Origin of the sequence: Amycolatopsis sp. NPDC048633, assembly GCF_040650695.1 — a bacterium.
In the GTDB taxonomy this organism is placed as follows: Bacteria; Actinomycetota; Actinomycetes; order Mycobacteriales; family Pseudonocardiaceae; genus Amycolatopsis.
The window spans coordinates 17,772-40,568 of the sequence record NZ_JBEZHS010000023.1; the positions used below are offsets into that span (position 1 = coordinate 17,772).

At 70.5% G+C, this 22,797-nt stretch carries 27 protein-coding genes and 1 pseudogene; 14 read left to right on the forward strand and 14 right to left on the reverse strand.

Translation table 11 applies throughout. The features are described 5' to 3' along the window. Positions 1-25: 25 nt before the first annotated feature. The 3 genes from AB0C38_RS32325 to rsgA form a co-directional block, all read right to left on the reverse strand. Positions 26-778 (reverse strand): hypothetical protein, encoded by a 753-nt coding sequence (locus AB0C38_RS32325; protein ID WP_360680857.1) that lies wholly within the window; start codon positions 776-778, stop codon positions 26-28. Between the two features lie 68 nt (positions 779-846). Next, positions 847-1,734: a hypothetical protein gene (locus AB0C38_RS32330; protein WP_360680859.1), complete on the reverse strand. Its 888-nt coding sequence runs from the start codon at positions 1,732-1,734 to the stop codon at positions 847-849. A 101-nt stretch (positions 1,735-1,835) separates the two neighbouring features. Further along, positions 1,836-2,858 (reverse strand): ribosome small subunit-dependent GTPase A, encoded by a 1,023-nt coding sequence (gene rsgA, locus AB0C38_RS32335; RefSeq protein WP_360680861.1) that lies wholly within the window; start codon positions 2,856-2,858, stop codon positions 1,836-1,838. A gap of 116 nt (positions 2,859-2,974) precedes the next feature. On the opposite strand from rsgA, the gene AB0C38_RS32340 reads away from it, so the two are divergent. Together AB0C38_RS32340 and AB0C38_RS32345 are read left to right on the forward strand one after the other, a co-directional pair. Then, positions 2,975-3,733: an SOS response-associated peptidase gene (locus AB0C38_RS32340; RefSeq protein WP_360680862.1), complete on the forward strand. Its 759-nt coding sequence runs from the start codon at positions 2,975-2,977 to the stop codon at positions 3,731-3,733. Beyond that, complete coding sequence (locus AB0C38_RS32345) at positions 3,730-4,338, forward strand: alpha/beta family hydrolase (RefSeq protein WP_360680864.1); 609 nt, start codon at positions 3,730-3,732, stop codon at positions 4,336-4,338. Before AB0C38_RS32340 ends, AB0C38_RS32345 begins: the two co-directional genes overlap by 4 nt. A gap of 120 nt (positions 4,339-4,458) precedes the next feature. Here the strand turns inward: AB0C38_RS32345 and ybaK are convergent, their stop codons facing one another. Continuing rightward, positions 4,459-4,935, reverse strand: a complete 477-nt coding sequence (gene ybaK / locus AB0C38_RS32350; RefSeq protein WP_360680866.1) for a Cys-tRNA(Pro) deacylase — start codon at positions 4,933-4,935, stop codon at positions 4,459-4,461. A 193-nt stretch (positions 4,936-5,128) separates the two neighbouring features. Between ybaK and AB0C38_RS32355 the strand changes: the two genes are divergently transcribed. The 4 genes from AB0C38_RS32355 to AB0C38_RS32370 all read left to right on the forward strand — a co-directional run bounded on the left by AB0C38_RS32355 (position 5,129) and on the right by AB0C38_RS32370 (position 8,043). After that, complete coding sequence (locus tag AB0C38_RS32355; RefSeq protein ID WP_360680867.1) at positions 5,129-5,752, forward strand: sigma-70 family RNA polymerase sigma factor; 624 nt, start codon at positions 5,129-5,131, stop codon at positions 5,750-5,752. Next, positions 5,749-6,069 (forward strand): mycothiol system anti-sigma-R factor, encoded by a 321-nt coding sequence (gene rsrA, locus AB0C38_RS32360; protein WP_284744382.1) that lies wholly within the window; start codon positions 5,749-5,751, stop codon positions 6,067-6,069. The genes AB0C38_RS32355 and rsrA overlap by 4 nt, the downstream gene beginning before the upstream one ends. Before the next feature lie 237 nt (positions 6,070-6,306). After that, the gene (locus AB0C38_RS32365) at positions 6,307-6,519 is read left to right on the forward strand and encodes a biotin/lipoyl-binding carrier protein (protein WP_360680870.1); all 213 of its coding nucleotides are present in this window, start codon (positions 6,307-6,309) and stop codon (positions 6,517-6,519) included. Between the two features lie 3 nt (positions 6,520-6,522). Beyond that, positions 6,523-8,043 carry a histidine kinase N-terminal domain-containing protein gene (locus AB0C38_RS32370; protein WP_360680872.1) on the forward strand — a complete coding sequence of 507 codons (1,521 nt, stop codon included), beginning with the start codon at positions 6,523-6,525 and terminating at the stop codon, positions 8,041-8,043. A gap of 345 nt (positions 8,044-8,388) precedes the next feature. Here the strand turns inward: AB0C38_RS32370 and AB0C38_RS32375 are convergent, their stop codons facing one another. Beyond that, the gene (locus AB0C38_RS32375) at positions 8,389-8,643 is read right to left on the reverse strand and encodes a WhiB family transcriptional regulator (RefSeq protein ID WP_072481920.1); all 255 of its coding nucleotides are present in this window, start codon (positions 8,641-8,643) and stop codon (positions 8,389-8,391) included. A gap of 274 nt (positions 8,644-8,917) precedes the next feature. Beyond that, positions 8,918-9,844 (reverse strand): diacylglycerol kinase family protein, encoded by a 927-nt coding sequence (locus AB0C38_RS32380; RefSeq protein WP_360680874.1) that lies wholly within the window; start codon positions 9,842-9,844, stop codon positions 8,918-8,920. 314 nt (positions 9,845-10,158) lie between these two features. Between AB0C38_RS32380 and AB0C38_RS32385 the strand changes: the two genes are divergently transcribed. Continuing rightward, the gene (locus AB0C38_RS32385) at positions 10,159-10,629 is read left to right on the forward strand and encodes a hypothetical protein (RefSeq protein WP_360680875.1); all 471 of its coding nucleotides are present in this window, start codon (positions 10,159-10,161) and stop codon (positions 10,627-10,629) included. A 100-nt stretch (positions 10,630-10,729) separates the two neighbouring features. Here AB0C38_RS32385 and AB0C38_RS32390 read toward each other — a convergent pair whose 3' ends face one another. Next, positions 10,730-11,212: a GNAT family N-acetyltransferase gene (locus AB0C38_RS32390; RefSeq protein WP_360680877.1), complete on the reverse strand. Its 483-nt coding sequence runs from the start codon at positions 11,210-11,212 to the stop codon at positions 10,730-10,732. A gap of 1 nt (position 11,213) precedes the next feature. After that, positions 11,214-11,804, reverse strand: a complete 591-nt coding sequence (locus AB0C38_RS32395; protein ID WP_360680879.1) for an acid phosphatase — start codon at positions 11,802-11,804, stop codon at positions 11,214-11,216. 83 nt (positions 11,805-11,887) lie between these two features. On the opposite strand from AB0C38_RS32395, the gene AB0C38_RS32400 reads away from it, so the two are divergent. Further along, entirely contained in the window at positions 11,888-12,361 is a 474-nt protein-coding gene (locus AB0C38_RS32400) for a hotdog fold domain-containing protein (RefSeq protein ID WP_360680881.1), read from the forward strand. Here AB0C38_RS32400 and AB0C38_RS32405 read toward each other — a convergent pair. Further along, the gene (locus AB0C38_RS32405) at positions 12,358-13,026 is read right to left on the reverse strand and encodes a hypothetical protein (protein WP_360680883.1); all 669 of its coding nucleotides are present in this window, start codon (positions 13,024-13,026) and stop codon (positions 12,358-12,360) included. The genes AB0C38_RS32400 and AB0C38_RS32405 overlap by 4 nt on opposite strands. Before the next feature lie 90 nt (positions 13,027-13,116). On the opposite strand from AB0C38_RS32405, the pseudogene AB0C38_RS32410 reads away from it, so the two are divergent. Next, positions 13,117-13,452: pseudogene (locus AB0C38_RS32410) on the forward strand (GMC oxidoreductase); the annotation flags it as partial. Here the strand turns inward: AB0C38_RS32410 and AB0C38_RS32415 are convergent. From AB0C38_RS32415 to rfbC, 3 genes are all read right to left on the reverse strand, one after another. Next, complete coding sequence (locus tag AB0C38_RS32415; RefSeq protein WP_360680885.1) at positions 13,442-13,876, reverse strand: MarR family winged helix-turn-helix transcriptional regulator; 435 nt, start codon at positions 13,874-13,876, stop codon at positions 13,442-13,444. The pseudogene AB0C38_RS32410 and the gene AB0C38_RS32415 overlap by 11 nt on opposite strands. Continuing rightward, on the reverse strand, positions 13,873-14,346 hold the full coding sequence (locus AB0C38_RS32420) for an SRPBCC family protein (RefSeq protein WP_360680887.1): 474 nt from the start codon (positions 14,344-14,346) through the stop codon (positions 13,873-13,875). The genes AB0C38_RS32415 and AB0C38_RS32420 overlap by 4 nt, the downstream gene beginning before the upstream one ends. A 67-nt stretch (positions 14,347-14,413) precedes the next feature. Next, positions 14,414-15,019 (reverse strand): dTDP-4-dehydrorhamnose 3,5-epimerase, encoded by a 606-nt coding sequence (gene rfbC, locus AB0C38_RS32425; protein WP_360680889.1) that lies wholly within the window; start codon positions 15,017-15,019, stop codon positions 14,414-14,416. A 358-nt stretch (positions 15,020-15,377) separates the two neighbouring features. Between rfbC and AB0C38_RS32430 the strand changes: the two genes are divergently transcribed. Beyond that, complete coding sequence (locus AB0C38_RS32430) at positions 15,378-16,559, forward strand: NADP-dependent malic enzyme (protein WP_360680891.1); 1,182 nt, start codon at positions 15,378-15,380, stop codon at positions 16,557-16,559. Between the two features lie 91 nt (positions 16,560-16,650). Here the strand turns inward: AB0C38_RS32430 and AB0C38_RS32435 are convergent, their stop codons facing one another. Then, positions 16,651-18,069, reverse strand: coding sequence for a bis-aminopropyl spermidine synthase family protein (locus AB0C38_RS32435; RefSeq protein WP_360680893.1), 1,419 nt, complete (start codon positions 18,067-18,069; stop codon positions 16,651-16,653). A 93-nt stretch (positions 18,070-18,162) separates the two neighbouring features. Here AB0C38_RS32435 and AB0C38_RS32440 point away from each other — a divergent pair, with 93 nt between their 5' ends. Genes AB0C38_RS32440 through AB0C38_RS32455 form a run of 4 tightly spaced genes read left to right on the forward strand, consistent with a single transcriptional unit; the run spans position 18,163 to position 21,501 of the window. Beyond that, positions 18,163-19,248 carry an ATP-binding cassette domain-containing protein gene (locus AB0C38_RS32440; RefSeq protein ID WP_360680895.1) on the forward strand — a complete coding sequence of 362 codons (1,086 nt, stop codon included), beginning with the start codon at positions 18,163-18,165 and terminating at the stop codon, positions 19,246-19,248. After that, positions 19,245-19,928 carry an ABC transporter permease subunit gene (locus AB0C38_RS32445; RefSeq protein ID WP_360680896.1) on the forward strand — a complete coding sequence of 228 codons (684 nt, stop codon included), beginning with the start codon at positions 19,245-19,247 and terminating at the stop codon, positions 19,926-19,928. The genes AB0C38_RS32440 and AB0C38_RS32445 overlap by 4 nt, the downstream gene beginning before the upstream one ends. Next, complete coding sequence (locus tag AB0C38_RS32450; protein WP_360680898.1) at positions 19,925-20,617, forward strand: ABC transporter permease subunit; 693 nt, start codon at positions 19,925-19,927, stop codon at positions 20,615-20,617. The genes AB0C38_RS32445 and AB0C38_RS32450 overlap by 4 nt, the downstream gene beginning before the upstream one ends. Beyond that, a complete protein-coding gene (locus AB0C38_RS32455; RefSeq protein ID WP_360680900.1) occupies positions 20,614-21,501 on the forward strand; it encodes an ABC transporter substrate-binding protein in 888 nt (295 codons plus the stop codon). The genes AB0C38_RS32450 and AB0C38_RS32455 overlap by 4 nt, the downstream gene beginning before the upstream one ends. Positions 21,502-21,505: 4 nt before the next feature. Here AB0C38_RS32455 and AB0C38_RS32460 read toward each other — a convergent pair whose 3' ends face one another. Beyond that, positions 21,506-22,795 carry an erythromycin esterase family protein gene (locus tag AB0C38_RS32460; RefSeq protein WP_360680902.1) on the reverse strand — a complete coding sequence of 430 codons (1,290 nt, stop codon included), beginning with the start codon at positions 22,793-22,795 and terminating at the stop codon, positions 21,506-21,508. Positions 22,796-22,797: the final 2 nt, after the last annotated feature.

Here is a 22,797-nt window from a genome sequence, read left to right on the forward strand (position 1 = left end):
GACGAGACACGGGACGGAAACGTGACTAGCCGACCTCGCCCGGGGGTGGCGGCTGGACGTCGACCGGGACGCCCCAGTCGCGGTAGCGGGTCGTGATCCGTGCCTCGCCGCCCTGCAGGATCGGCGAAAGGTCCAGCACGATCTGCAACGGCCGGTGCGCGTCGTCGAGCCACAGCTCCACCGGGAACCGGCCGCCGAGCTGCCCGGCGGAGTCGGCCGACAACCCGGCCGGCAGGTCGGTGCCCAGGCGGGACAGGTCGAGGTCGACGCGGTAGTGCTCCGCGGCCACGCCGTCCAGCTGCCCGCGCTCGGAAGAGACGATCGAGCCCGCCGTCCGGATCTCGCCGAGCGTGTGCGCTGGGTCGTTCTGGGCCGCCAGCTGCGCGAGGCTGCCGCCGAGGACCTGCGAGAACGGGTCCGTGCCGTCCTGGGCGACCACCACCCACGGCTTCCCCGTGCCGACCTCGTCGCGCGAGCCCTCCGGCACCTTCGCGTACAGCTTCCCGGCCACCAGCCGCAGCTCCATCGGTTCGCCGATGAAGTCGGTCGTCATCACCTGCGACGTCCCGCCCGCGCCGAACCGCGCCTGGCCCTGGCCCTTCGAACGGACCTGGCCCACGGCGACGTCCGTGCCGAACTTCGCCGAGCCGCCGCTCGTCGTGGCCGCCGTGGCGGCGTCGGCCAGCGCCCGCGCGTCGGTGAACGCGGGGGGTGGCGGCGCGGCCGTGCAGGCGCCGGCGAACAGGGCGAACAGCAGCACGACGGCGGCTTTGCGCATGGCACACCAAAACACAGCGGCTCCCCCGAACCCGTTCGGGGGAGCCGCTGTCACTGGGAGTCGTCCGGTCAGCGACCGGCCTTCTTCATCAGCTCGCCGAGGTCGACGACCTGGTCGGCCGGCGGGGCCGTCACGTCGACCTGGGTGCCCCAGTCGGTGTACTTCATCGTGAACTTCGCGTCGCCCGCGGGCGCGCCCAGCGCCTGCATCATCGGGCCCTGGTCCATGGTGACCTGCACCGGCAGGTTGTCCTTGTTCAGCCACAGCTCGGCCGGGATCTTGATGTCCTTGCCCTTGAGCATCTCGGTGAGCTTGTCGCGCGCCGCGGCCGGGACCGAGCCGGTGAACTGGTCGACCGCCTTGGCGACGTCCAGCTCGACCTTGTAGTGGTTGACCTTCTCACCGTTCAGCTCGGTCTGGTCGGACGAGATGATCCGGCCGGTCTTCGAGATCTGGTCGAGCATCTTGCTCGGGTCGCTCTGCTCGGCCGACTGCGACAGCGAGCTGCCCAGCGCCTGCGAGACCGGGTCGGTGCCGTCGGCCGAGATCTTGGCCCACGACTTGTCGGTGCCCATCTCCTTCTGCTGGTCGGCAGGCAGCTTGATGTACATGACCTTGTCGACCATGCGCATCTCGGTGGTCTCGCCGGCCGCGGTGCTGGTCATCGAGAACTTGGTGTTCGCGCCGTCGATGGCCATCGCGCCGGTGGCGTTGATGGTCTGGCCGGCGGCGGAGCCCTCCATGGTGAACTTCGCCGACTTGGACTTCTCGGTGCCCTGCTTGGACGCCGACGCCAGCTGGATCGCGTCGGTGAACGGCGAAGCGAGCAGGCCGCCGCCGTCTGCCTGCGTCTGGTTGCCCGCGGCGGCCGGCGCGGCGGTGCCGGAGTTGCCGCCGCACGCCGTCAACGTGAGCACCAGCGCGGCGCCCGCGGCGACCAAGGTGGTCTTGCGCATCGAATTCCCCTCAGAGTCGGATCTTCCGCTCGGCATATCGCCCGAACGGGCGAATAGTTACCACTGAGACGGTGACGATCCGCAACGGGTTCCCGGTTGCCTCAAGATTCCGTGGCGCGGGTCACTTCATGGCCGCCGCGGGAGGCCAGCAGGCGCCGCAGCGACGCCAGCCGTTCGGGGCCCGCCCGGCCCTCGGTGACGACGTCGTCGAGCGCGCAGCCCGGGTCCTCGGGCGGCCCGAGGTGCCCGCAGCCCGACGGGCACTCCTCGGCGGCTTCGGCGAACTCCTCGAAGGCGTCGACGATGTCGTCCGCGGTGACGTGGGCCAGCCCGAACGACCGCACGCCCGGCGTGTCGATCACCCACCCGCCGTCCGGCAGCGGCAGCGCCACCGCGGCGACGGACGTGTGCCGCCCCTTGCCGACTCCGCTCACCACGCCGACGGCCAGGTCGGCGTCCGGGACCAGGCGGTTGACCAGGGTGGACTTGCCGACGCCGGAGTGCCCGACCAGCGCCGTCACGCGGTCTTTCAGCATCCCGGCGAGGCCTTCGGGAGTTTCGTCGTAGCGGCTGACGATCGCCGGGATGTCGAGGCCCGCGTAGCCCGCGAGGAGCTCGTCCGGGCTGGCCAGGTCGGCCTTCGTCAGGCACAGCACCGGCTCGACTCCGCCGGCGTAGCAGGCGACGATGCAGCGGTCGATGAACCCGGTGCGCGGCGGCGGGTCGGCCAGCGCGGTGACGATCAGCAGCCGCTCGGCGTTGGCGACGACCAGCCGCTCGAACGGGTCGGTGTCGTCGGCCGTGCGCAGGAGGGAGCTGCTGCGCTCGTCGACGCGGATGATCCGCGCGAGGGTGTCCGGCTTGCCCGAGACGTCGCCGACGACCCCGACCCGGTCGCCGACCACCACCGGCGTGCGGCCCATCTCGCGGGCCCGCATCGCGGTGATCACCCGGCCGGGATCGGCGTCGATCGCGCAGGTCCAGCGGCCGCGGTCCTTGCCGATGACCATGGCGTTGACGGCGTCGAGGTGCTCGGGACGGCGCTTGCTGCGGGGCCGGGTGCCCTTGCCCGGACGCACGCGGACGTCGGACTCGTCCAGCTTGCTCCAGTCGTTGCGCGCCAAACCCTCGTCCTCTCGTGCACCGGTGCCCACCCGAATGATCCCACGTCGCTCGCCAGGGCCCTGGCGAGCGTGTAACGATGGCGTCCCGGCTGTTCCGGTACGCGAGGAGGTTGGCCATGTGCGGCCGCTATGCCGCCACGAAAGACCCGGCGAAGCTGATCGAAGAGTTCGAGGCCATCGACCTCACCGAGGGCCACGCGCGCGCGGACCACAACGTCGCGCCGACGAAGAGCGTGGTCACCGTCGTGCAGCGGCACCCGCGTGACGACGAGGGCCAGGTCCTCGAGGACGAGCCCGCCGAGCGTTCGCTGCGGATGATGAAGTGGGGCCTGGTGCCGTTCTGGGCCAAGGACCCGTCGGTCGGCTCGCGGATGATCAACACGCGCGCCGAGACGGCCGCCGAGAAGCCCGCCTTCCGCCGCGCGCTGGTGTCCCGCCGCTGCCTGGTGCCCGCCGACGGCTGGTTCGAGTGGCGCCGCACCGGCAAGGAGAAGGAGCCGTTCTACATGACGGAGCCGGACGGCTCCTCGATCGCGTTCGGCGGGATCTGGGAGAGCTGGCACCCGAAGGACGACAAGGACGCGGCGCCGCTGATCACGTTCTCGATCATCACGACCGACGCCGCCGGCCAGCTCACCGACGTCCACCACCGGATGCCGCTGATCGTGCCCAAGTCCCACTGGGACGGCTGGCTGGACCCGGACCGCGAAGACGTCAAGGACCTGCTGGTCCCGACGCCGGACGACATCGTTTCGTCGCTGGAGCTGCGGCCGATCTCGACCCTGGTCAACAACGTCCGCAACAACGGGCCCGAGCTGCTGGAGCGCGTCGACCCAGCGCACGAGGGTGCCCTGTTCGACGCGCCGAAGTCATGACCGCCCTCGCGATCGACACCGCGTACGGCCCGGCCCGGGTCTACCTGCACTGCGCCGAAGAGGGCGTGGCGGTGCTCATGCTCGGCCACGGCGCGGGCGGCGGTCTCGGCGCGAAGGACCTGGTCGCGGTGACGCACGCGGCGCAGACGGCCGGCGTGCACGTGGCGCTGGTCGAGCAGCCGTACCGGGTGGCGGGGCGTCGCGCGCCGGCCCCGGCGAACCAGCTGGACACGGCGTGGCTGACGATCGCGGACGAGCTGTCGGAGCGCTTCGACGCACTGCCCTTGGTGTTCGGCGGCCGCTCCTCGGGGGCGCGGGTGGCCTGCCGGACGGCGTCGGCCGGGCAGGCGGTGGCGGTGCTGTGCCTGGCGTTCCCGGAGCACCCGCCGGGCAAGCCGGAGAAGACGCGCCAGCCGGAGTTCGACGCGGTCGAGGTCCCGACTCTGGTGATCCAGGGGGAGCGGGACCCGTTCGGCCGGCCGACGGTGGGGGCGCACCAGGAGCTGGTGCTGGTGGACGGGGACCACAGCCTCGGCAAGGACCTGGAAACGGTGTCGCGGGCGGCGACGGAGTGGCTGTCCCGGGTGCTGCGCCCGCTCGGCTGACGTCGGCCCCAAGCGCCCCAATGTGGCCTTGGTTGCGTCTGACGCACCGAAGGCCGCCTTGGGTGCGTTGGACGCACCGAAGGCCACATTGGGGCGCTGGCGGCCGGTCAACAACGGTGGTCAAGCCGCGATCGGCGCCACCACCGCGGAGGTGAGCCGGATCAGCTCGCCCGGTGCCAGCTCCACCTCCAGCCCCCGCCGTCCGGCTGAACAGAACACCGTCTCGAACTTCTCCGCCGAGGTGTCGATCACCACCGGCAGCCGGCTCCGGTGGCCCAGCGGCGAGATCCCGCCCAGCACGTACCCCGTCGCCCGCTGGGCCGCCGCCGGATCGGCCATCTTCGCCTTCTTGCCACCGGCGGCAGCCGCCAAAGCCTTCAGGTCCAGCTGGCCCGTGACCGGGACCACGCCCACCACGAGCCGGCCGTCCACCTCGGCCACCAGCGTCTTGAACACCCGGGCCCGCTCCAGCCCCAGCGCCTCCACCGCCTCCAGCCCGTACGACTCCGCGCGCGGGTCGTGGTCGTACGCGTGCAGCGTGTGCGGCACTTTCTGCTTCACCAGCAACGCCGTCGCCGGGGTGCCCTTACCAGCCATGGGCCGGAGTCTAGGGAATGCCCGCACCCCCCGAACGGTTGTACGGGGCGTGACCACAACCCTCGCCACCACACGCTCTCGCAGCCGCCGCCGCCCTGAGGCACCGGCGAACCGCGGTGTGCCCGGCCCCCGCGTAAACTCGACGTCGCCGTATGCGCGCACGCGCGTCGACGCCGAGCGGGAAGGGAACGGTTTGCCGAGCACGCAGAACTCAGCGCCGGAAGAAGCGACCGAGGCGGAGCGCGCCGAGCGCTTCGAACGGGACGCCATGCCGTTGCTCGACCAGCTGTACTCGGCCGCGATGCGGATGACCCGCAACCCCGCCGACGCCGAGGACCTGGTCCAGGAGACCTACCTGAAGGCGTACGCCGCCTTCGCGTCGTTCAAGGCCGGAACGAACCTGAAGGCCTGGATGTACCGCATCCTGACCAACACCTACATCAACGGCTACCGCAAGCGGCAGCGGCAGCCGGTGCAGCAGCCCACCGAGGAGATCACCGACTGGCAGATCGCCAAGGCGGAGAGTCACACCTCCAGCGGGCTGCGTTCGGCCGAGGTCGAGGCGATGGACAACCTGCCCGACACCGACGTCAAGGCCGCCCTGCAGAAGCTGCCCGAGGAGTTCCGGCTGGCCGTCTACCTGGCCGACGTCGAGGGCTTCGCGTACAAGGAGATCGCCGAGATCATGGACACCCCCATCGGCACCGTGATGTCCCGCCTGCACCGCGGCCGCGCCCAGCTGCGCGACCTGCTCGCCGACGTCGCGCGCGAGCGCGGCTTCGCCCGGGGCGCCAAGGAAGAGGTGGCGGGGCGATGAACGACATGTGCGAGGGCGCGTCCGACAAGGTCCGCTGCGAAGAGGCGCTCGCCGACATCTACCTGCTCCTCGATCGCGAGTGCAGTGCCGAGCGGGACGCCGCGTTGCGCGCCCACATCGAGGACTGCCCGCCGTGCCTCGAGGAGTACGGCATCGACGAGCACATCAAGCAGCTGCTGGCCCGCAAGTGCGGCGGCGACCACGCCCCGGCCGAGCTGAAGAGCCGGCTCCGGGCGTCGATCCGCCAGACCGTCGCCACGCGCGGCGGGGTCACCGTGGAACGCACCGAGATCACCCTCGAGCAGCGTTCCGAATAGCGCCCGAGCAGGACAAAGGCCCCCGCACCACGTGTGGGGGCCTTTTGCGTGCCGACGCCGGATTCAGGAGTTGGGCTTACCGCCGTGGTTCGCGCTGTTCTTCTTCCGGCTGCGACGCTTGCGGGCGCGCTTCGACATGTTCACTCCTCGTCGTCAAAGCTGGTCAACCTCTCAAGTGTGTCATGACGTCCCGTTCTGGTTGGATGGGGTGGTCGGGCGAGCGCGAGGAGGGCGTCGATGGCCGAGATCAGGGCCGAAATGGTCGGCACCGTGCTCGAGGTCGTCGCGGAGCCGGGCGCCGCGCTGAACGCCGGTGACACCGTGCTGATCCTGGAGTCGATGAAGATGGAGCTGCCCGCCGTGAGCGCGAAGGCGGGCACCCTGACCAGCCTCGTCGTGGCGAAGGGCGACCGGGTCCAGCAGGGTGACGTCCTCGGGACGGTCGAGTAACCCGTGTCCACGCTCGCCGAACTGCTCGCCGACAACACCGGCCTCCCCGGGGAGGCCGCGGACCACCTGCAGACCGTCGTCGCGGAGTGGCAGCTGCTGGCCGACCTGTCCTTCGCCGACTTCCTGCTCTGGGTCCCGGTGACCGAGGAGCTGCAGGCGGACGGCGGCGACTTCGTCTGCGTCGCGCACGCGCGGCCGACGACGGCGCCCACCGCGCACCCCGAGGACGTCGTCGGCACGCGGTTCACGGTGGAGGAGCACCCGCAGCTGGCGAAGGCCATGCGCGAGGCGCGGATCTGCCGTGAGGAGGACCCGCACTGGTACCGCGACCTGCCGATGCGGCGCGAAGCGATCCCGGTGCGGTTCCACGACGACGTCGTCGCCGTGATGAGCCGCGAGACGAACCTGGCCGCGCCGCGCGTGCCTTCGCCGTTGGAGATCGCGTACCTGGGCAGCGCCGGCGACCTGTGCCAGATGATCGTCGACGGCACGTTCCCGCCGAGCGGCACCAACGCGACCGACACGCACACGTCGCCGCGGGTGGGGGACGGGCTGATCCGGCTCGACTCGAGCGGCACCGTCGTGTTCGCCAGCCCGAACGGCCTGTCCGCCTACCACCGGATGGGGCACGAGTCCGACCTGGTCGGCACGCGGCTGGCGCCGTTGACGCGGTCCCTGATCCGCGACCCGTTCGACGCGACCGAGGTGTCGCACCGGATCATCGAGGCTCTCGACGGGAAGCCGTCGAGCCGCACGGAGGCCGATTCGCGGCGTGGCGCGGTGGTGTTGTTCCGCGCGCTGCCGCTGCGGCCGGCCGGGCAGGCGGCGGGCGCGCTGGTGCTGGTCCGCGACGTCACCGAGGTCAAGCGCCGCGACCGCGCGCTGCTGTCGAAGGACGCGACGATCCGCGAGATCCACCACCGGGTGAAGAACAACCTGCAGACGGTAGCGGCCCTGCTGCGTCTGCAGTCCCGCCGGACGTCGTCGGAGGAGGCGCGGCTCGCGCTGGCGGAGTCGGTGCGCCGGGTGACGTCGATCGCGCTGGTGCACGAGGCGCTGTCGATTTCGGTGGACGAGCGCGTCGACCTCGACAAGCTGCTCGACAACGTGCTCCCGATGGTCGGCGAGGTCGCCACGGCGGAGTCGCAGGTCGGGCTGAAGCGGAAGGGCTCGTTCGGGGTGGTGGTCGCGGAGATCGCGACGCCGCTGGTGATGGTGCTGGCCGAGCTGGTGCAGAACGCCATCGAGCACGCCTTCCCGGCGGGCCGGTCGGGCAAGGTCGAGCTGATCGTGGAGCGCTCGGCCCGCTGGCTGGACGTCGTGATCCGCGACAACGGGCGTGGCCTGCCGGCGGGGTTCTCGCTGGAACGTTCGGACGGCCTCGGTCTGCAGATCGTGCGGACGCTGGTGGAGTCCGAGCTGCGGGGCTCGCTCTCGCTGCGGAAGGTGCGCGTGGAGGCGTCGTCGACCCGGGTGACGGGAACCGAAGCCGCGCTGCGCATCCCTCTTTCGAGGCGGCTCTAGACCGTCGCGTTTGGACTTGATCACCGCCGGGCATCTCGATCTCGGTGGTCGTGATCGGGTGCGGATCGCGAAGGGACCCAGGACACGGTGAAGGCCCGGCACCTGGTGCTGTGGTGCCGGGCCGTTCAACGTTCGCGGGAGGACTTGAAGTCCTGGTGAGGTTTCAGCGCACCCGTTTCCGGGTGGTTTCGCCTCGGTTGTTAAACTTGAGCCGGGTAGGTATCACCCCAGAGGGCCTGGACACAGGAGTGCCAGCCCGGGCGAATTACCTGCTTGGCTCGGGTGTAACTCGATGCTTTGTAGCTGGATGCTGTGTAACTAGATGCTGTGTAGCTAAATGAAGCGTCAGGCGTTGGTACGCGTGCCGATGTGCGTACGGCGGCGCTTGAGAGCGCGTCGCTCGTCCTCGCTCATGCCGCCCCACACGCCCGCGTCCTGGCCGCTGGCCAGAGCCCAGGCCAAGCAGTCGGAAGCGACGGTGCAGCGGTGGCACACGGCCTTCGCCTGAGCTACCTGCGACAGAGCAGGACCGCTGGTTCCCACCGGGAAGAACAGCTCGGGGTCCTCGTCTCGGCAGGCCGCGTCGTGGCGCCAGTCCATGTTCGTGAGCTCCTTCATATGGCGCGAGAGAGCCGCGCCACAGTCGTCATGGGCAGTCGTGTTCTTGGGTGCTTGTGAATGCTTTCACGAAGCACCGCGTTCGACAAGGGTTTCTTGAAGATCGGTGAGTCAGGTCACCCGGCCGAGCGACCCCTCTGACCTGCGGTTTCTCTCCGAAACAGCCGCCCGAAGGGAAGGCTGATGCGCTGAGTGGAGCTTCTGCGTCGACGAACGGCAGCTTGCACTTTGCCGCAGGCGATCAGCGGTCCCGTCGTCACACGATTACTGTGAGTGCGTCCGGGACGCTGAAGAATTCCACTCTGGTCCGCTGGCCGACGAGGTCGCCGTCCACCTGGAAGTTTACCGGTTCAGCTGCGTCGATGCGGATCATCGGCAGGTCGTCGTGACGAAGGAGACGCCGACCCTTTTGGTTGCTCTTCGTAGCCAAAGCACGCCGTACATGCTTGAACACCGTGGGCAACCCCAGACCGTTCAACGCGAACAGACCCAGTCCCGTCTCGAACGAGCAACCCGGGTTGAGGTGGATCGGACGCTCGCCCAGGTAGCTCCACGGATCGGTGTTCGACACGAAAGCGGTCAGCGCTTCGGTGGGTTCTTCACCCGGGACGCGGATGGTGAGGGCCGGCCGGCCCAGCGGGGGCCGGAAGTAGGAGCGGACGGCGGCCCTCATATAGAGGCCGGCGGTCGTCTGCTTGCCCCGGCGCTTCGCGACGACGCCGACGACGTCGGCGTCCCAGCCGAGCCCGGAGTTGAAGGTGAACCAGTGCCCGTCGGCCAAACCGAGCCCGACCCGGCGCGAGCGGTCGTTCTCCAGCGCGTTGAGCAGCTGGTGGGTGGCCTCGACGGGATCCGCGGAGATGCCGAGGGCGCGCGCGAACACGTTGGCCGAGCCACCGGGCACGACGCCGAGGGCCGGCACGCGGCCGATCTGGGTCGGGTCGCCGTCGGAATCGGCCAGCAGGCCGTTGACGACCTCGTTGACCGTGCCGTCGCCGCCGTGCGCCACGACCAGGTCGATCCCGTCCCGCGCGGCCGAGCGCGCCACCGCCATGGCGTGCCCGCGGTAGTCGGTTTCGACCACGTCGAGCTTGACCTGGCTGGCGAGCGCGTGCGCCAGGACGTCCCGGCCACCGGCGGTGGTCGAGGTGGCCTGGGGGTTCACGACGAGGATAGCGCGCACCACCGCAGGGTAGGTGACTTCCGGCGGCCCGAGAACCTTCCGGCGCCTCATGGTGACGGGCGCAACCCTGGGAACAGCACCTTCGCGACCCTGTGGCGGGCGGCCCTCCTTCACGTGCGGGTGTCCGCTCGTCGTGACAAGTGCACCCGGGCCGACTGCCCGCTCATCGACGACACCTGAATTCTCAGCGCCCGGGCGGTCCCGCGAAAACGGCCGACCGGGTGGCATACGATCGAATCAGCTCACGCACGGTGACTCGCCCTGGTCGAGTCCACTGTGCTCCCGCAAAGCAAGTCGCTCCGGAAGGCCCCGCAGTGAAGTTCTCGCCCGCTCCCCGTGAGGTCCGGCTGGCCGGCGTGGTGACGGCGGTGCCGTCGCTCGCCCTGCTGGTGTTCGGGGTGGTCGTGCTGGTGAACGGCCTGGGGTCGCCCGCGCGGCCGGGCAACAACATCTACGTCGAGTCCGGCACGTTCATCGTGGTGGCGCTGGCGTTCCTGGCCGCGTCGGCGGGGCTGGTCCTGGGGCAGACGTGGGCGCGTTCGCCCGGCGTGGTGATCGCGCTGATCGTGGTCGGCCTCGGCTGGTACCTGCTCGGCCCGTCGGGCGAGCCGCTTTGGGGGGTGCCGATCGCGCTGTTCGGCATCGCCGCACTGGTCCTGCTGTTCCGCCGGCCGTCCCGGGCCTGGGCGCTGGGCCTGCGCGAAGGCGAGACGGAGACGGAAGCTGCCGAACGCGGCGGGCTCGCCGGCCGCCGCGCCGAGCGCGAGGGCCACGACGAGGACTGAACCCGGATCTCGCGTGATCAGGCCCGCAACTCGCGTGATGGAAGCCGGAACTCGCGAGATCCGGCCCGAATCACGCGAGTCACGGCTCTGAGCACGCGAGTTACGCCTGGGCGGCCAGGGCCCGGAGGGGTTCGTCGGTCAGGCGGTTGACCGTCCACTCGTCCATCGGGACCGCGCCGAGGGCCTTGTAGAACTCCGTCGCCGGGTTCCAGTCCAGCACCGACCACTCGAGCCGGCCGTAGCCGTTCGCGACGCACTCCGCCGCCAGCGCCGCCAGCAGGGCCTTGCCCAGGCCGGACCCGCGGTGGGCCGGGCGGACGAACAGGTCCTCCAGGTAGATCCCGTGCACGCCGCGCCAGGTCGAGTAGTTCAGGAACCACACCGCGAAGCCGACGACCTCGCCGTCCACTTCGGCCACGTGCCCGAACAGCTTGGGCGCGTCGCCGAACAACGCCTCGTGCAGCTGCGGCGCCGTCAGGTGGCACTCGCCGGGTGCGCGTTCGTACTCGGCCAGGTCGTAGGCCAGCCGGACGGCGGCCTCGACGTCGTCGGGCCGGATCCGGCGGATGCGGTCGTCGGGCACGTCAGTCCTCCAGGGCGGGCGGCAGGTTGAGGTGTTCGATCTGGGGTTCGCCGCGCTCGTCGCCGAGCACCGCGATGCCGGCCGCGTCCAGTCCGAAGTGGACGCCGGACGTCGCGGGCAGGCCGAGCCAGCGGGCCACCAGCACGCGGCTGAAGTGCCCGTGCCCGACCAGGATCACGTCGCCGGCCTCGATGTCGCCGCGGACGCGAGCCAGTACGCGGTCCGCGCGGTCGGAGACCTCCGAAGCGCTTTCGCCGCCGGGGATCGGGTGGGTCCAGACCGTCCAGCCCGGCACGGTTTCGCGGATCTTCGGGGTGCTGATGCCTTCGTACTCGCCGTAGTCCCATTCGGAGAGGTCCTCGGTGACCTCGTCGACGCGCAGGCCGGCCAGCGCGGCCGTCCGCAGCGCTCGTTCGCGCGGGCTCGACAGCACGAGCGACGGGCCGCCGACCAGGCTCCGGAGCGTGCCGCCCGCGGCCAGCGCCTGGCCCACCCCGGCCGGCGTCAGCGGGATGTCGGTGCGGCCGGTGTGCCGCCCGTTCACCGACCATTCGGTCTGGCCGTGCCGGAGGAGGAAGAGACGGTTAGCCACAGGGGCGAATATATCCGGCGGTTTGCGCGGCGGCCGGGCGTCTGCTTGGCTACTGAGCAGTAGCTTAGCTTGAGGAGACTTCCATGTCCGACACGCCGACCTTCGCGCTGTGGCACAAGCTGGCCGCCAAGCCGGGCGGGAAACAGCTGTTCAGCGCCGCGATGTGCCTGCGCGTGCCGTACTTCCGCACGGTGCTGCCCTCGGTGCGCGAGCTGCGGCCGGGCCACTGCGAGGTCACCGCGCCGAAGTGGTGGGGTGTTTACAACCACATCCGCACGTTCCACGCGATCGCGGCCTGCAACCTCGCCGAGATCGCGATGGGCATGCTCGCCGAGGCGACGGTCCCGCCGACGCACCGGTGGCTGCCGAAGGGCATGAACGTCCAGTACGTCGCGAAGGCCGAGACGGGCCTGCGCGCGGTCGCGTCGCTGCCCGAGCTGCCGGAGTTCGGCGACGAGGGGTTCGAGATCGAGGTCCCGGTGACCATTTCGGACACGAATGCCAAGCCGGTGGTCACCGGGACGATCACGATCTGGGTGACGCCGAAGAAGCGTTAAAGCGGCTTGTACTGCACGTACGTCGTCTGCTGGAACGTGTTCTCGCCGGCCGCCGACGGCAGGCCCAGCCGGAGGTCGACGAGCTTGCCGAGGGCGCCGCAGCCGGTGGTCGCGGGCAGGGCGAGATCCGGGTCGACGACGCCGAAGTAGGCGATTTTCGGGTCGTTCGAGATGATCCGCGGCGGCACCGCGGGGTCGTCGTGGACGACGGTGTGCAGCGGGTCGGTAGCGGTCCCGATGCTGCAATCCTTGCGCAGCAAGGGGTGCTGGACGACGGCGTAGAGGTCGACCTCGCCGCGGCGTTCGTCGTTGCTCTGGAAGTCCGAATGACCGCCGTAGCGCACCTGGATCGTCGCGCCGGGAATGCCCGGCAGGCTCACCGGCGCGTGCCGCATGGCGCCGAACACCTGCGCGTACTGGCCGTTCACCCGGCCCTCGCTGAACGTCATGCGCAGCTCGCCGAGCGGGATCTCCCGGTCGTGGACGGTCAGTTTTCCTTGTGAGACAAAGGCTTCGCAGCGCCACGTGCCCGGGTCGGCGTTCGCGGGCGGTGCCGGGCAGTCCGTGAAGTCGAACGTCGGCAGCTCGTCGGCGGACGCCGTCCCGGGCATGGCCCCCAGTGCGGCGAAGGCGACCGCGGCCGCCCCCAGTGCGAGAAGTTTCATGGCGGTGAGCCTGCTCGTCCCGGGTGGTCCGGACATCCGGGATCACCCCCAGGGGAAGGCCGGAGATTTCCTCAGTAGGGTGAAACACGTTCCCGGCTGCACTGGGCGGCGTCGCAGGGGCAGCCGTCGATCGACGCCGCGAAGGCGTTGTTCGACAAGATCAACCGCGCCAACAAGACGATCTACCGGTACGACCTGTTCGGCGACACCCGCACCTTCGAAAATCGCTTCACCTACCACCCGCTGGGCGGCCTGGTGCTCGGCGAGGCGACCGACGACTACGGCCGCGTCAGGGGCTACCGGAACCTGTACGTCACGGACGGCTCGCTCATCCCGGGCGGCACGGGCGTCAACCCGTTCGTGACGATCACGGCGCTGGCCGAGCGCAACATCGAGCGCGTCCTCGCCGAAGACCTCAAGGGCTGAGCTTCGCCAGCGAATCGACGAAGCCGTCGTCGGCGGCTTCGAAAAACGACGCGTCGGCGGCTTCGACGTCCTTCAGGGCCTTCGCGACCAGCTCCAGGCCGGCGGGAGTGACCTCCAGGCGCTTCGCGCGGGCGTCGGCCGGGTCGTCGGCGCGGGCGAGCAGGCCGCGGTCCGCCAGCTTGCGGACGACCTGGCTGGTCATCATCGTGTCGGTGCCGGCCTGCTCGGCCAGCTGCCGCTGAGTCGGCGGTTCGCCTGAGCGGGTGAGCCACCACGTGGTCGTCAGCAGCACGAACTGGACGTGCGTGAGGTCGTGCGGGGCCAGCGCGGCCCGCATCGCCCGTTGCCAGGCCAGTGTCACGCGCCACAGCAGGAAGCCGGGGCTGCGCTCGGGGCCGGGCAGGCGGGACTCCGGGGCGGTCATACCCGCGATCCTGCCCTTCGGGGGTTCCGGGTGGCGGAGCCCCCGGCCTGGGGCGAAGCCCCGGATGGTGATGCCTCAGCGAGCTTGGCCAACGCGCGCATGGCGTCCGGGGTGTCTTCAGTGACCTGCGGCCCGAAGCCGTCGGGCCCGTCGATCGTGACGCGGTAGGTGATGCGCGTGCCGCCGTCGATGTCGGTCAGCTCGTGCTCGAACCGCAGGTGGGCGGCCGGCAGCCGCGTCTCGTCGGTGAAGCTCCGGCCCTCGGTGACCTCGGTCAGGGTGAACGGGATCGGGGGCATCCCGGCCATCGTCATGGTTCCGCTGGTCCCGACCGCGAACGGGCCTTCGACGACCACCGAGCGAACGCCCGCGTCCCACTCCGGCCAGCGGGCGGTGTCGGCCCAGAGCGGCCAGATCGCGGCGGCGGGAGCGGTCGAGGTCTCGCTGTGTTCGTACTCGTAAAGTGGCATGCGGGCAGACTATATGCGCGCTTACTGAATTGGCAAGGGGTCATGCGACGGCCCCGGAGAGCGGTGCTCAGTGCGCCGAGCGCAGCTTGTCGTAGTAAGCGACGCAGTCCTCGTAGGACGGCAGCAGGCCCTGCTCCTGGGCTTCGGCCAGGGTGGGGGCGTCGCGGTCCTTCGCGGACAGGATCGGCTCGATGTCCGCGGGCCAGGGCAGGCCCAGCGCCGGGTCGAGCGGGGTGATGCCGTGCTCGCCCGTGGGGTTGTACGGCTCGGAGCACAGGTAGGCCATCACCGTGTCGTCTTCGAGCGCGATGAAGCCGTGCCCGAGGCCCTCGGCGAGGTAGGCGGCGTTGAACCGGTCCGCGTCGAGCTTGACGGCGTCCCAGGTGCCGAAGCTCGGCGACCCGACGCGGATGTCCACGACGACGTCGAGCAGCGAGCCGCGCGCGCAGTAGATGTACTTCGCCTGGCCGGGAGGCGTGTCGGCGAAGTGGATGCCGCGGATCGCGCCGCGCCGGGACACGCTGTGGTTCGCCTGGGCCAGCCGCAGGGGGTGCCCGACCGCTTCGCGCAGGACCTCCTCCTGGAAGGGGGCGACGAACAGGCCCCGCTCGTCGGGGAACGCCCGGGGGGAGAACTCGAAGGCGTCCGGGACGCTCAGCCGGCGGAATTCCATGGCGTCACCATATCGGGCGGTTAAAAAACCGAACGGACGTCTTGGCAATTGCCCGGAATAGGGGTCCGGTGTGACATCAACCGCACCGAGGGGTCACCTTCCGGACCGGACCTGTCACACTGACTGGACCGCCGCGTCCGCGGCCATCGCCAGACCCACGGCACCGATGGCCGACGTGACGCCTCGCCGACAGGCCGGCGCTACCGCGCTGGGCTGCCGCGCCGGGATCCCCCACGGATTCCCCTGCAGACCGTGGTCCCAGCTCGCATGCCCAGGAGAAATTCCAGTGACCCAAGTCCGATCCGCGAGTTCCGTCATTCCCGCTGGGGGAATGACGGAAACGACGACAGGAATCCCCATGAGCGACCCCACCGGCGCCGGAGCGCCGGTCACCGACGAAGAGATCTTCACCGGGCACGAGGGCGGCAAGCTCTCGGTGGCGGCCACCCGCCCCATTTCCAGCCCGCGTGACCTTTCGATCGCGTACACCCCGGGGGTGGCGAAGGTGAGCCGCGCGATCGCCGAGGACGCGGCCAAGGCCAAGCGGTACACGTGGGCGGACCGGCTCGTCGTCGTGGTGAGCGACGGGACGGCGGTGCTGGGCCTCGGCGACATCGGCGCGAGCGCGTCGCTGCCGGTCATGGAGGGCAAGTCGGTCCTGTTCAAGACCTTCGGCGGGCTCGACTCGATCCCGCTGGTGCTGGACACCACCGACGTCGACGAGATCGTCGAGACGCTGGTGCGGCTGCGGCCGTCCTTCGGGGCCGTCAACCTGGAGGACGTCTCCGCGCCGCGGTGCTTCGAGCTGGAGGACAAGCTCAAACAGGCGCTGGACTGCCCGGTCATGCACGACGACCAGCACGGCACGGCGATCGTCACACTGGCCGCCCTGCGCGGCGCCAACCTGGTCCTCGACCGGGCGATCGCCGACCAGCGCGTGGTCGTCTCCGGCGCCGGCGCGGCGGGCGTCGCGTGCGCGCGGATCCTGCAGGAGGCCGGCATCGGCGACGTCACCGTCCTCGACTCGCGCGGCATCATCCACCCGGACCGCGACGGCCTGAACCCGATCAAGGCGCACCTGGCTTCGACGACGAACAAGGCGGGCCTCCAGGGCGGCCTCGCGGAGGCGCTGGAAGGCGCCGACGTGTTCCTCGGCCTGTCCGGCGCGACGATCGACGAGACGCTGCTCGGCCGGATGGCGGGCGGCGGCATCGTGTTCGCACTGTCCAACCCGGACCCGGAGGTGCACCCGGCGGTGGCCTCGCGCTACGCGTCGATCGTGGCCACCGGGCGCAGCGACTTCCCGAACCAGATCAACAACGTGCTGGCGTTCCCAGGCGTGTTCCGCGGCGCGCTGGACTCCGGCGCGCGGGCGATCACCGAGAACATGAAGCTGGCGGCCGCCGAGGCGATCGTGTCGGTGGCGATGGACGACCTGGGCGCGGACCGGATCGTCCCGAGCCCGCTCGACCCGCGCGTCGCCCCCGAGGTGGCGGCCGCGGTGGCGAAGGCGGCTCAGGCCGACGGCGTCACGGACTGACCCGAGCGCCCCAAGGCGGCCTTGGGTGCGTCTCACGCACCGAAGGCCGCCTTGGGTGCGTCAGACGCACCGAAGGCCACATTGGGGCGCTTCAGCCCAGCAGGTCGGGGAGGCGGTGGCGGGGGACGTCGACCAGGCGCAGGTCCTCCAGCTCCGAAGGGACGTCCAGGGAGACGTTCGCCAGCCGGGCGTGGGCGCGGGTCAGGACCTCGTCCTGGTTTTCCACCGCGTCCGCGACCACCACCGCGTGCCGGTTGTCCGGCGTGCTCCGCAGGTACCGCAGGGTGTACTTGCCGCGGACCAGCTCGGAAAGAGACGTCTGGGAGCGTTCGTCCGCCAGGTCCGGGTGCGCGTTCGGCACCAGCAGCGCCAGGCGCCGGGCGTTCGTACCCAGCAGGGTGCGCAGCAGCCACGGGCCCGGGTCGGCCGAAAGGTCCATCGCGACGGCGTCGCCCTCGGGCCCGGAGATCGACCAGTCCACGGGCCGCGTCTCCGGCGAAAGCCCGCCCGCGACGGCGATCTCCTTCAGCTTCTCCAGCAGCGCCGGCTTCGTCCCGGCCGCCTCCACCGACTGCGGCCCGTGCGTGTAGATCGCGGACTTCCCCTTGCCGCCACGCATCTTCTTGGCCTTCGCCGTCGGCTGGCAGACGTACAGGTCCGCCGCGCTGCCGATCGCCTGCGCCCCGAAGTAGCGGTTGAAGTCCGGCAGGATCGCTTCGAACGTCAGCCCGAGCGTGGCCAGCGACCGCTGCACCTGCGCGCCCAGCGCCGGGTGCCGCGGGCTGTAGCCGTAGGCGAACAGCAGCCGTCCCTCGGACGGCTCCCGCAGCGCCTGCACGCCGCGCGCCGCGAACAGGCCCATGCCTTCGGGCGTGTACGGCGGATCGCTGAACACCAGGTCGAACGCGCCGGTGACGGCAGGCGGCAGGCCGACGCGCAGGTCCGCGTGCGCGGTGGCGATCTCGCGCCTGCCGCGCTCGTCGAGGTACGCCAGCACGCGCTCGTCGAGGTCGACGACGGTCAGCGACGCCGCCGGGCAGACCGCGTGCACCGCCAGCGACGTCAGGTCGTGGTCGCCGAGGAACAGCAGCCGCGCCGACGCGAGGTCGTACCGCGCGTCCAGCCACAGCGCGCGGCGCAGCACCGTCTCCGGCGTGGCCTGCACGTGGTCCAGCGCGGCCAGCGGCGGCGGCACCTCCGCGACCCACTCGGCGACCTTCGGCAGCAGCTCGTGCGTCGCGACGGCTTCGTCGAGCGGGTCGGCGTAGCGCGGCGCGCTGAACTGCAGGTACGACGCCGCGACGCCGGGGGAAATCCGCAGCCGGTTGCCGCTGCGGTCGAGGTCGTCGCCCAAGGCGGCCAGGACGTCCTCCACGCTGCGCCGCGGCGCCGTGCTCAGCCGCACCAGCTCGCCGAGGTCGTGGTCACCGGTGCGGAGCAGGTCGATGACGCGGTACAGCGGGCGGACGCCGACGCCGTGTTTGGCGAGGACATCGTCGAGAGCGTTCACGGCCCCAGAGCGTAGTCACCACCTGCCGGAACAGCGTGCCAACCACCGCCGACTCGGCTACGGTCGAACGGACCTGACATGGGGAGTGGGCAAGTGACGATCGAATTCCGCGACGTGACCAAGCAGTATCCCGATGGGACGGTCGCCGTCGACAAGCTGAACCTGACGGTCGAGGACGGCACGATCACCGTGTTCGTCGGCCCGTCCGGCTGCGGCAAGACGACGTCGCTGCGGATGATCAACCGGATGATCGAGCCCACCGGCGGCCAGGTGCTGCTCGACGGCAAGGACGTCGCCGAGGGCGACCCGGCGCTTCTGCGCCGCGGCATCGGCTACGTCATCCAGCACGCCGGTCTCTTTCCACACAGGACGGTCCTGGACAACATCGCCACCGTGCCCCTGCTGTCCGGCTGGGACAAGGCGAAGGCGCGCAAGCGGGCGGCCGAGCTGCTCGAGACCATCGGCCTGCCGGTCGAGGTCGGCAAGCGGTACCCGGCCCAGCTTTCCGGCGGCCAGCAGCAGCGCGTCGGCGTCGCCCGCGCGCTCGCCGCGGACTCGCCGGTGCTGCTGATGGACGAGCCGTTCTCGGCGGTCGACCCGATCGTGCGCGAGGACCTGCAGAACGAGCTGCTGCGGCTGCAGTCGCAGCTGGGCAAGACGATCGTGTTCGTCACGCACGACATCGACGAGGCCGTCCGGCTCGGCGACAAGGTCGCGGTGCTGCGGGTCGGCGGCGTGCTCGCCCAGTACGGCACCCCCGCCGACGTGCTGCGCCACCCGGTGGACGACTTCGTCGCGTCGTTCGTCGGCCGCGACCGCGGCTACCGCGGCCTGTCCTTCCTCTCCGCCGAGGGCGTCGAGGTCAAGGAGATCGAGCTGGTCGAGATCGGCTCCCCGGTGCCGGTGAGCGACGGCTGGCGGCTGGGCGTCAACCCTGACAAGCAACCCCGCGGCTGGCTGCCGCCGAACTCCACAGTGGACGGCGCACTGTCCGAAGACGACCTCGTCGCCGGCGGTTCGCTGTGGATCCACGGGACGCCGATCCGCGGCGCGCTCGACGCCGCGCTGTCGTCGCCGGCCAGCCTCGGCGTGGTCGTCGACGAAGACCACCGGGTGCTCGGCGGCGTGCTCGCCCGGCAAGTGCTGGACGTGATCGAGGCGACCCCGCAGGCGTCATGAGCTTCTTCGACGAGCTCGGGCAGTACCTGAGCAGCGGGAACACGCGCGTCGAAATCCTCGGCGACCTGGGCGACCACGTCTACCTCGCGCTGCTCCCGCTGGTACTGGGCATCGTCCTGGCGATCGCCGCGGGCTGGCTCGGCCACCGCTGGCGGCCCGCGCGGTCGGTACTGATGGTGCTGGCCAACCTGCTCTACACGATCCCGTCGCTGGCGCTGTTCGTGGTCATCCCCGGCCTGATCGGGTCGAAGATCCTGGACAGCGTCAACGTCGTCGTCGCGCTGACGATCTACACCACGGCGCTGCTGGTCCGCCCGGTGCTCGACGCGCTCGACGCGGTGGCGCCGTCCGTGATCGCCGCGGCCACCGCCGTCGGCTACAAGCCGGTGCGCAAGTTCTTCGCCGTCGAACTGCCGCTGTCCGTACCGGTCCTCGCGGCCGGCGTGCGGGTGGCGTCGGTCAGCAACATCAGCCTGGTCAGCGTCGGCGCGCTGATCGGCACCGGCGGCCTCGGCGTGCTGTTCACCGACGGCTTCCAGCGTGAGTACTTCTCGCCGATCGTCGTCGGCATCGTGCTGACCCTGGTGCTGGCCCTGGTCGTCGACCTGCTCCTGGTGGGGATCCGGAACCTGCTGACCCCGTGGGAACGCGCCGGGAACACGGGGGTGGCCGTCGCATGATCACCGACCTCTTCCACTGGTTCGGCGACCCGGCGCACTGGTCGGGCCCCGACGGCATCCCGCAGCGGCTGCTGGAACACCTCGGCTACACCGCTTTGTCGCTGGTGATCGCGCTGGTCATCGCCGTCCCGTTAGGACTGTTCGTCGGCCACACCGGACGCGGCGGCGTCGCTTTGGTGAGCGCGGGCAACGCGATCCGCGCGCTGCCGACGCTGGGGCTCGTGACGTTCCTGTTCCTGCTCTTCACCGAGAGCGTCACCTCGACGATCATCGGCCTCGTCGTGCTGGCCGTGCCGCCGATCCTGGCCGGCACGTACGCCGGGCTGCAGGCGACCGACCACGGCGTGGTCGACGCCGCTCAGGGCATCGGGATGACCGGCTGGCAGCGGCTGTGGAAGGTCGAGGTGCCGATCTCGCTGCCGCTCGTGCTGGGTGGCATCCGCAACGCGGTGCTGCAGCTCGTGGCGACCGCCGCGGTGGCCGCGTACGTCGGACTCGGTGGTCTGGGCCGGTTCCTGCTCGACGGACTGGCCATTTTGGACTATTCGGAAGTCATCGCGGGTGCGTTGCTGACGACGTTGCTCGCCATCGTCCTGGACGTGCTCTTCGCATTGCTGAACCGGGCCCTGGTGCCCCGGGGCGTCCGGCTCGCGACCGCGGTGGCGACCGGCAAGAAGGTGGCGGCATGAAGCGGCTCGGTCTGGTGGCTGCCGCCTTGGTCCTGGTCGCGGGCTGCGGCAACCCGCTGGCGGGCGGTGGCGAGGGTGGTTCGAACGGCGACATCATCATCGGCGCGTCCGACGTCGGGGAAAGCCTGCTGCTGGCCCAGATCTACGCCGGCGCGCTGAAGAACGCGGGGGCGACGAACGTGACCGTGCGGCCGCCGGTCGGCAGCCGCGAGGTCGTCGTCAAGGCGCTGCAGGACAAGTCGCTGTCGGTGGTGCCGGACTACAGCGGGAACCTGTTGCGGTACTTCGACAAGGACACCCAGGCGACGACCCCGCAGGACGTCTACACGCAGCTGAAGCAGAAGGTCCCGGCCGGGTTCGAGGTGCTGGACCAGGCACCGGCCGAGGACAAGGACCTGCTGGTGGTCGGGGCGCAGCTGGCGTCGTCGGGCGTCAAGACGTTCTCCGACCTGGGAAAGCGCTGCGGCGAGCTGGTGTTCGGCGGGCCGGGCCAGTGGAGCAGCCGCTGGAAGGACAAGATCAAGACGCTCTACGGCTGCGAGTTCAAGGAGATCCGGACCACCGACACCGGCGGCCCGGTGACCGTGGCGGCCCTGAAGTCGGGTGACGTCCAGGTGGTGGACCTGTTCAGCACGTCGTCGACGATCGCCGCGAACGGGTTCGTGCCGCTGGTCGACGACAAGAACATGTTCCCGGCGCAGAACATCGTGCCGCTCATCGCCAAGGGGACGCTGTCGGAGCAGGAAGCCGCGGCGCTGAACCGGGTGTCGGCGGCGCTGACCACCGACCAGCTCACTCAGCTGAACGTGGAGTTCACCGAGAAGAAGCGCAATCCCCTCGACATCGCCGAGGACTTCCTGGCCCGCAACAACCTCAAGTCCTGAAGGCCTACTTCTTCGCTTCGTGGACGTCGTGCAGGTGGACGAGCAGGTCGTAGGACCGCGCGAGCGCGATGTCCGCCGGGTCGACGGGGAACGCCGTCCCGATGTCGTAGGTCGGGCGGGGGACGTCCAGCCACGCGCGCGCCGCGGCCGGGGCGGTCCGCAGGTCGAGGTAGTAGTCCTGGTACCGGACCTGGTCGAGGGTGTCCTCGTTCGATCCGGGTGCGGCGGCGCCGACCGTGAACTTCTGCCAGGTACCGGCTTCGTCCTGCGACAGGAACGAACCGCGGTCGAAGGTGAAGCCCGTGGCGACGTAGTTCGCGCCGAGCGTGTCGCGCAGGAACGAGCCCTGCGTCTTGGGGTAGCGCCCGGGATCGCCGGAGACGTAGCCGACGTGGCCGTTGTGGGCCGACAGCAGGATCTTGGCGCCGGTGTGGCGTTGCCACCAGACGACGTTCTGCGCCATGACCTCGTCGCGGAAGCGCTGGGAGTTCGCCACCGAGGCCGGGTCGGCGAGGTCGATCGTGAGGAACTTCGTGGTCTGGGCGATGGACCGGGCGTTCTGCGCGGCCCAGTCGTCGCCGAGGCTTTGCACCAGCTCGAGCGCCTCCTGGGCCTGGGCCGCGAGCCGCTGCCGCTCCGCGAGCGGCTTGGCCACGTAGGCGAAGACGTCGTCGATCGGGCGCAGGCCGGTGTAGAGCTCGTTCAGCCGGGCCAGCGACTCGGGGTGGGTCCGCTGGACGTAGCCGGTCACCCGGCCGAAGAACTCGTCGTCCAGTGTCGGGGCGCCGAGGTCGTCGCCGACGAAGTGGACGGGGCGGCCGGGGTGGTGGCAGTTGTAGTCGCGCATCCACTCGATGAGGTGGACGAACTCCTCGCGGTCCCACGGCGAGCCGGCGAGCGTTTCCTTGGCGATCGTGTGCGCGTCACCGATGCCGGTCTGGAGGAACTCGTCGATCTCGAGCCCCGCCGACCAGCTCACTTCGAGAGCGAAGGTGGTGAAACCCTTCTGCTCCACCAGGTAGCGGAAGAGCCGCTCCTTCATGGCGAAGAACTCGTGGGAGCCGTGGGTCGCCTCGCCCAGGCCGGTCACCTGGGCGTCGCCGATCATCGCGCCCAGGGCCCGCAGGTCGGCAGTGTCCCGGCCGGGTTCGGTGGTGCGCAGGGGATGCGCCGCCTGCTGCAGCGCGCGGACGGGGTCCGGCTGGGCCGCGTCGGCGGCCGTGGGGGCGAAGAGCGTTCCGGTCGCGATCGCCGCGACGGCGAGGACGGCCGTGGTTTTCCGGTTCCTGGTCATGG

Bases quoted from the DNA above. Each gene is read 5' to 3' on its own strand.
- AB0C38_RS32345 (WP_360680864.1), top strand. From the start codon at position 3,730: ATGACCGCCCTCGCGATCGACACCGCGTACGGCCCGGCCCGGGTCTAC.
- AB0C38_RS32375 (WP_072481920.1), bottom strand. From the start codon at position 8,643: ATGGACTGGCGCCACGACGCGGCCTGCCGAGACGAGGACCCCGAGCTG.
- ybaK (WP_360680866.1), bottom strand. From the start codon at position 4,935: ATGGCTGGTAAGGGCACCCCGGCGACGGCGTTGCTGGTGAAGCAGAAA.
- AB0C38_RS32405 (WP_360680883.1), bottom strand. From the start codon at position 13,026: ATGAAACTTCTCGCACTGGGGGCGGCCGCGGTCGCCTTCGCCGCACTG.
- rfbC (WP_360680889.1), bottom strand. From the start codon at position 15,019: ATGGAATTCCGCCGGCTGAGCGTCCCGGACGCCTTCGAGTTCTCCCCC.
- AB0C38_RS32330 (WP_360680859.1), bottom strand. From the start codon at position 1,734: ATGCGCAAGACCACCTTGGTCGCCGCGGGCGCCGCGCTGGTGCTCACG.
- AB0C38_RS32420 (WP_360680887.1), bottom strand. From the start codon at position 14,346: ATGCCACTTTACGAGTACGAACACAGCGAGACCTCGACCGCTCCCGCC.
- AB0C38_RS32430 (WP_360680891.1), top strand. From the start codon at position 15,378: ATGAGCGACCCCACCGGCGCCGGAGCGCCGGTCACCGACGAAGAGATC.
- AB0C38_RS32400 (WP_360680881.1), top strand. From the start codon at position 11,888: ATGTCCGACACGCCGACCTTCGCGCTGTGGCACAAGCTGGCCGCCAAG.
- AB0C38_RS32455 (WP_360680900.1), top strand. From the start codon at position 20,614: ATGAAGCGGCTCGGTCTGGTGGCTGCCGCCTTGGTCCTGGTCGCGGGC.
- rsrA (WP_284744382.1), top strand. From the start codon at position 5,749: ATGAACGACATGTGCGAGGGCGCGTCCGACAAGGTCCGCTGCGAAGAG.
- AB0C38_RS32365 (WP_360680870.1), top strand. From the start codon at position 6,307: ATGGCCGAGATCAGGGCCGAAATGGTCGGCACCGTGCTCGAGGTCGTC.
- AB0C38_RS32445 (WP_360680896.1), top strand. From the start codon at position 19,245: ATGAGCTTCTTCGACGAGCTCGGGCAGTACCTGAGCAGCGGGAACACG.
- AB0C38_RS32460 (WP_360680902.1), bottom strand. From the start codon at position 22,795: ATGACCAGGAACCGGAAAACCACGGCCGTCCTCGCCGTCGCGGCGATC.
- AB0C38_RS32340 (WP_360680862.1), top strand. From the start codon at position 2,975: ATGTGCGGCCGCTATGCCGCCACGAAAGACCCGGCGAAGCTGATCGAA.
- AB0C38_RS32325 (WP_360680857.1), bottom strand. From the start codon at position 778: ATGCGCAAAGCCGCCGTCGTGCTGCTGTTCGCCCTGTTCGCCGGCGCC.
- AB0C38_RS32450 (WP_360680898.1), top strand. From the start codon at position 19,925: ATGATCACCGACCTCTTCCACTGGTTCGGCGACCCGGCGCACTGGTCG.
- AB0C38_RS32415 (WP_360680885.1), bottom strand. From the start codon at position 13,876: ATGACCGCCCCGGAGTCCCGCCTGCCCGGCCCCGAGCGCAGCCCCGGC.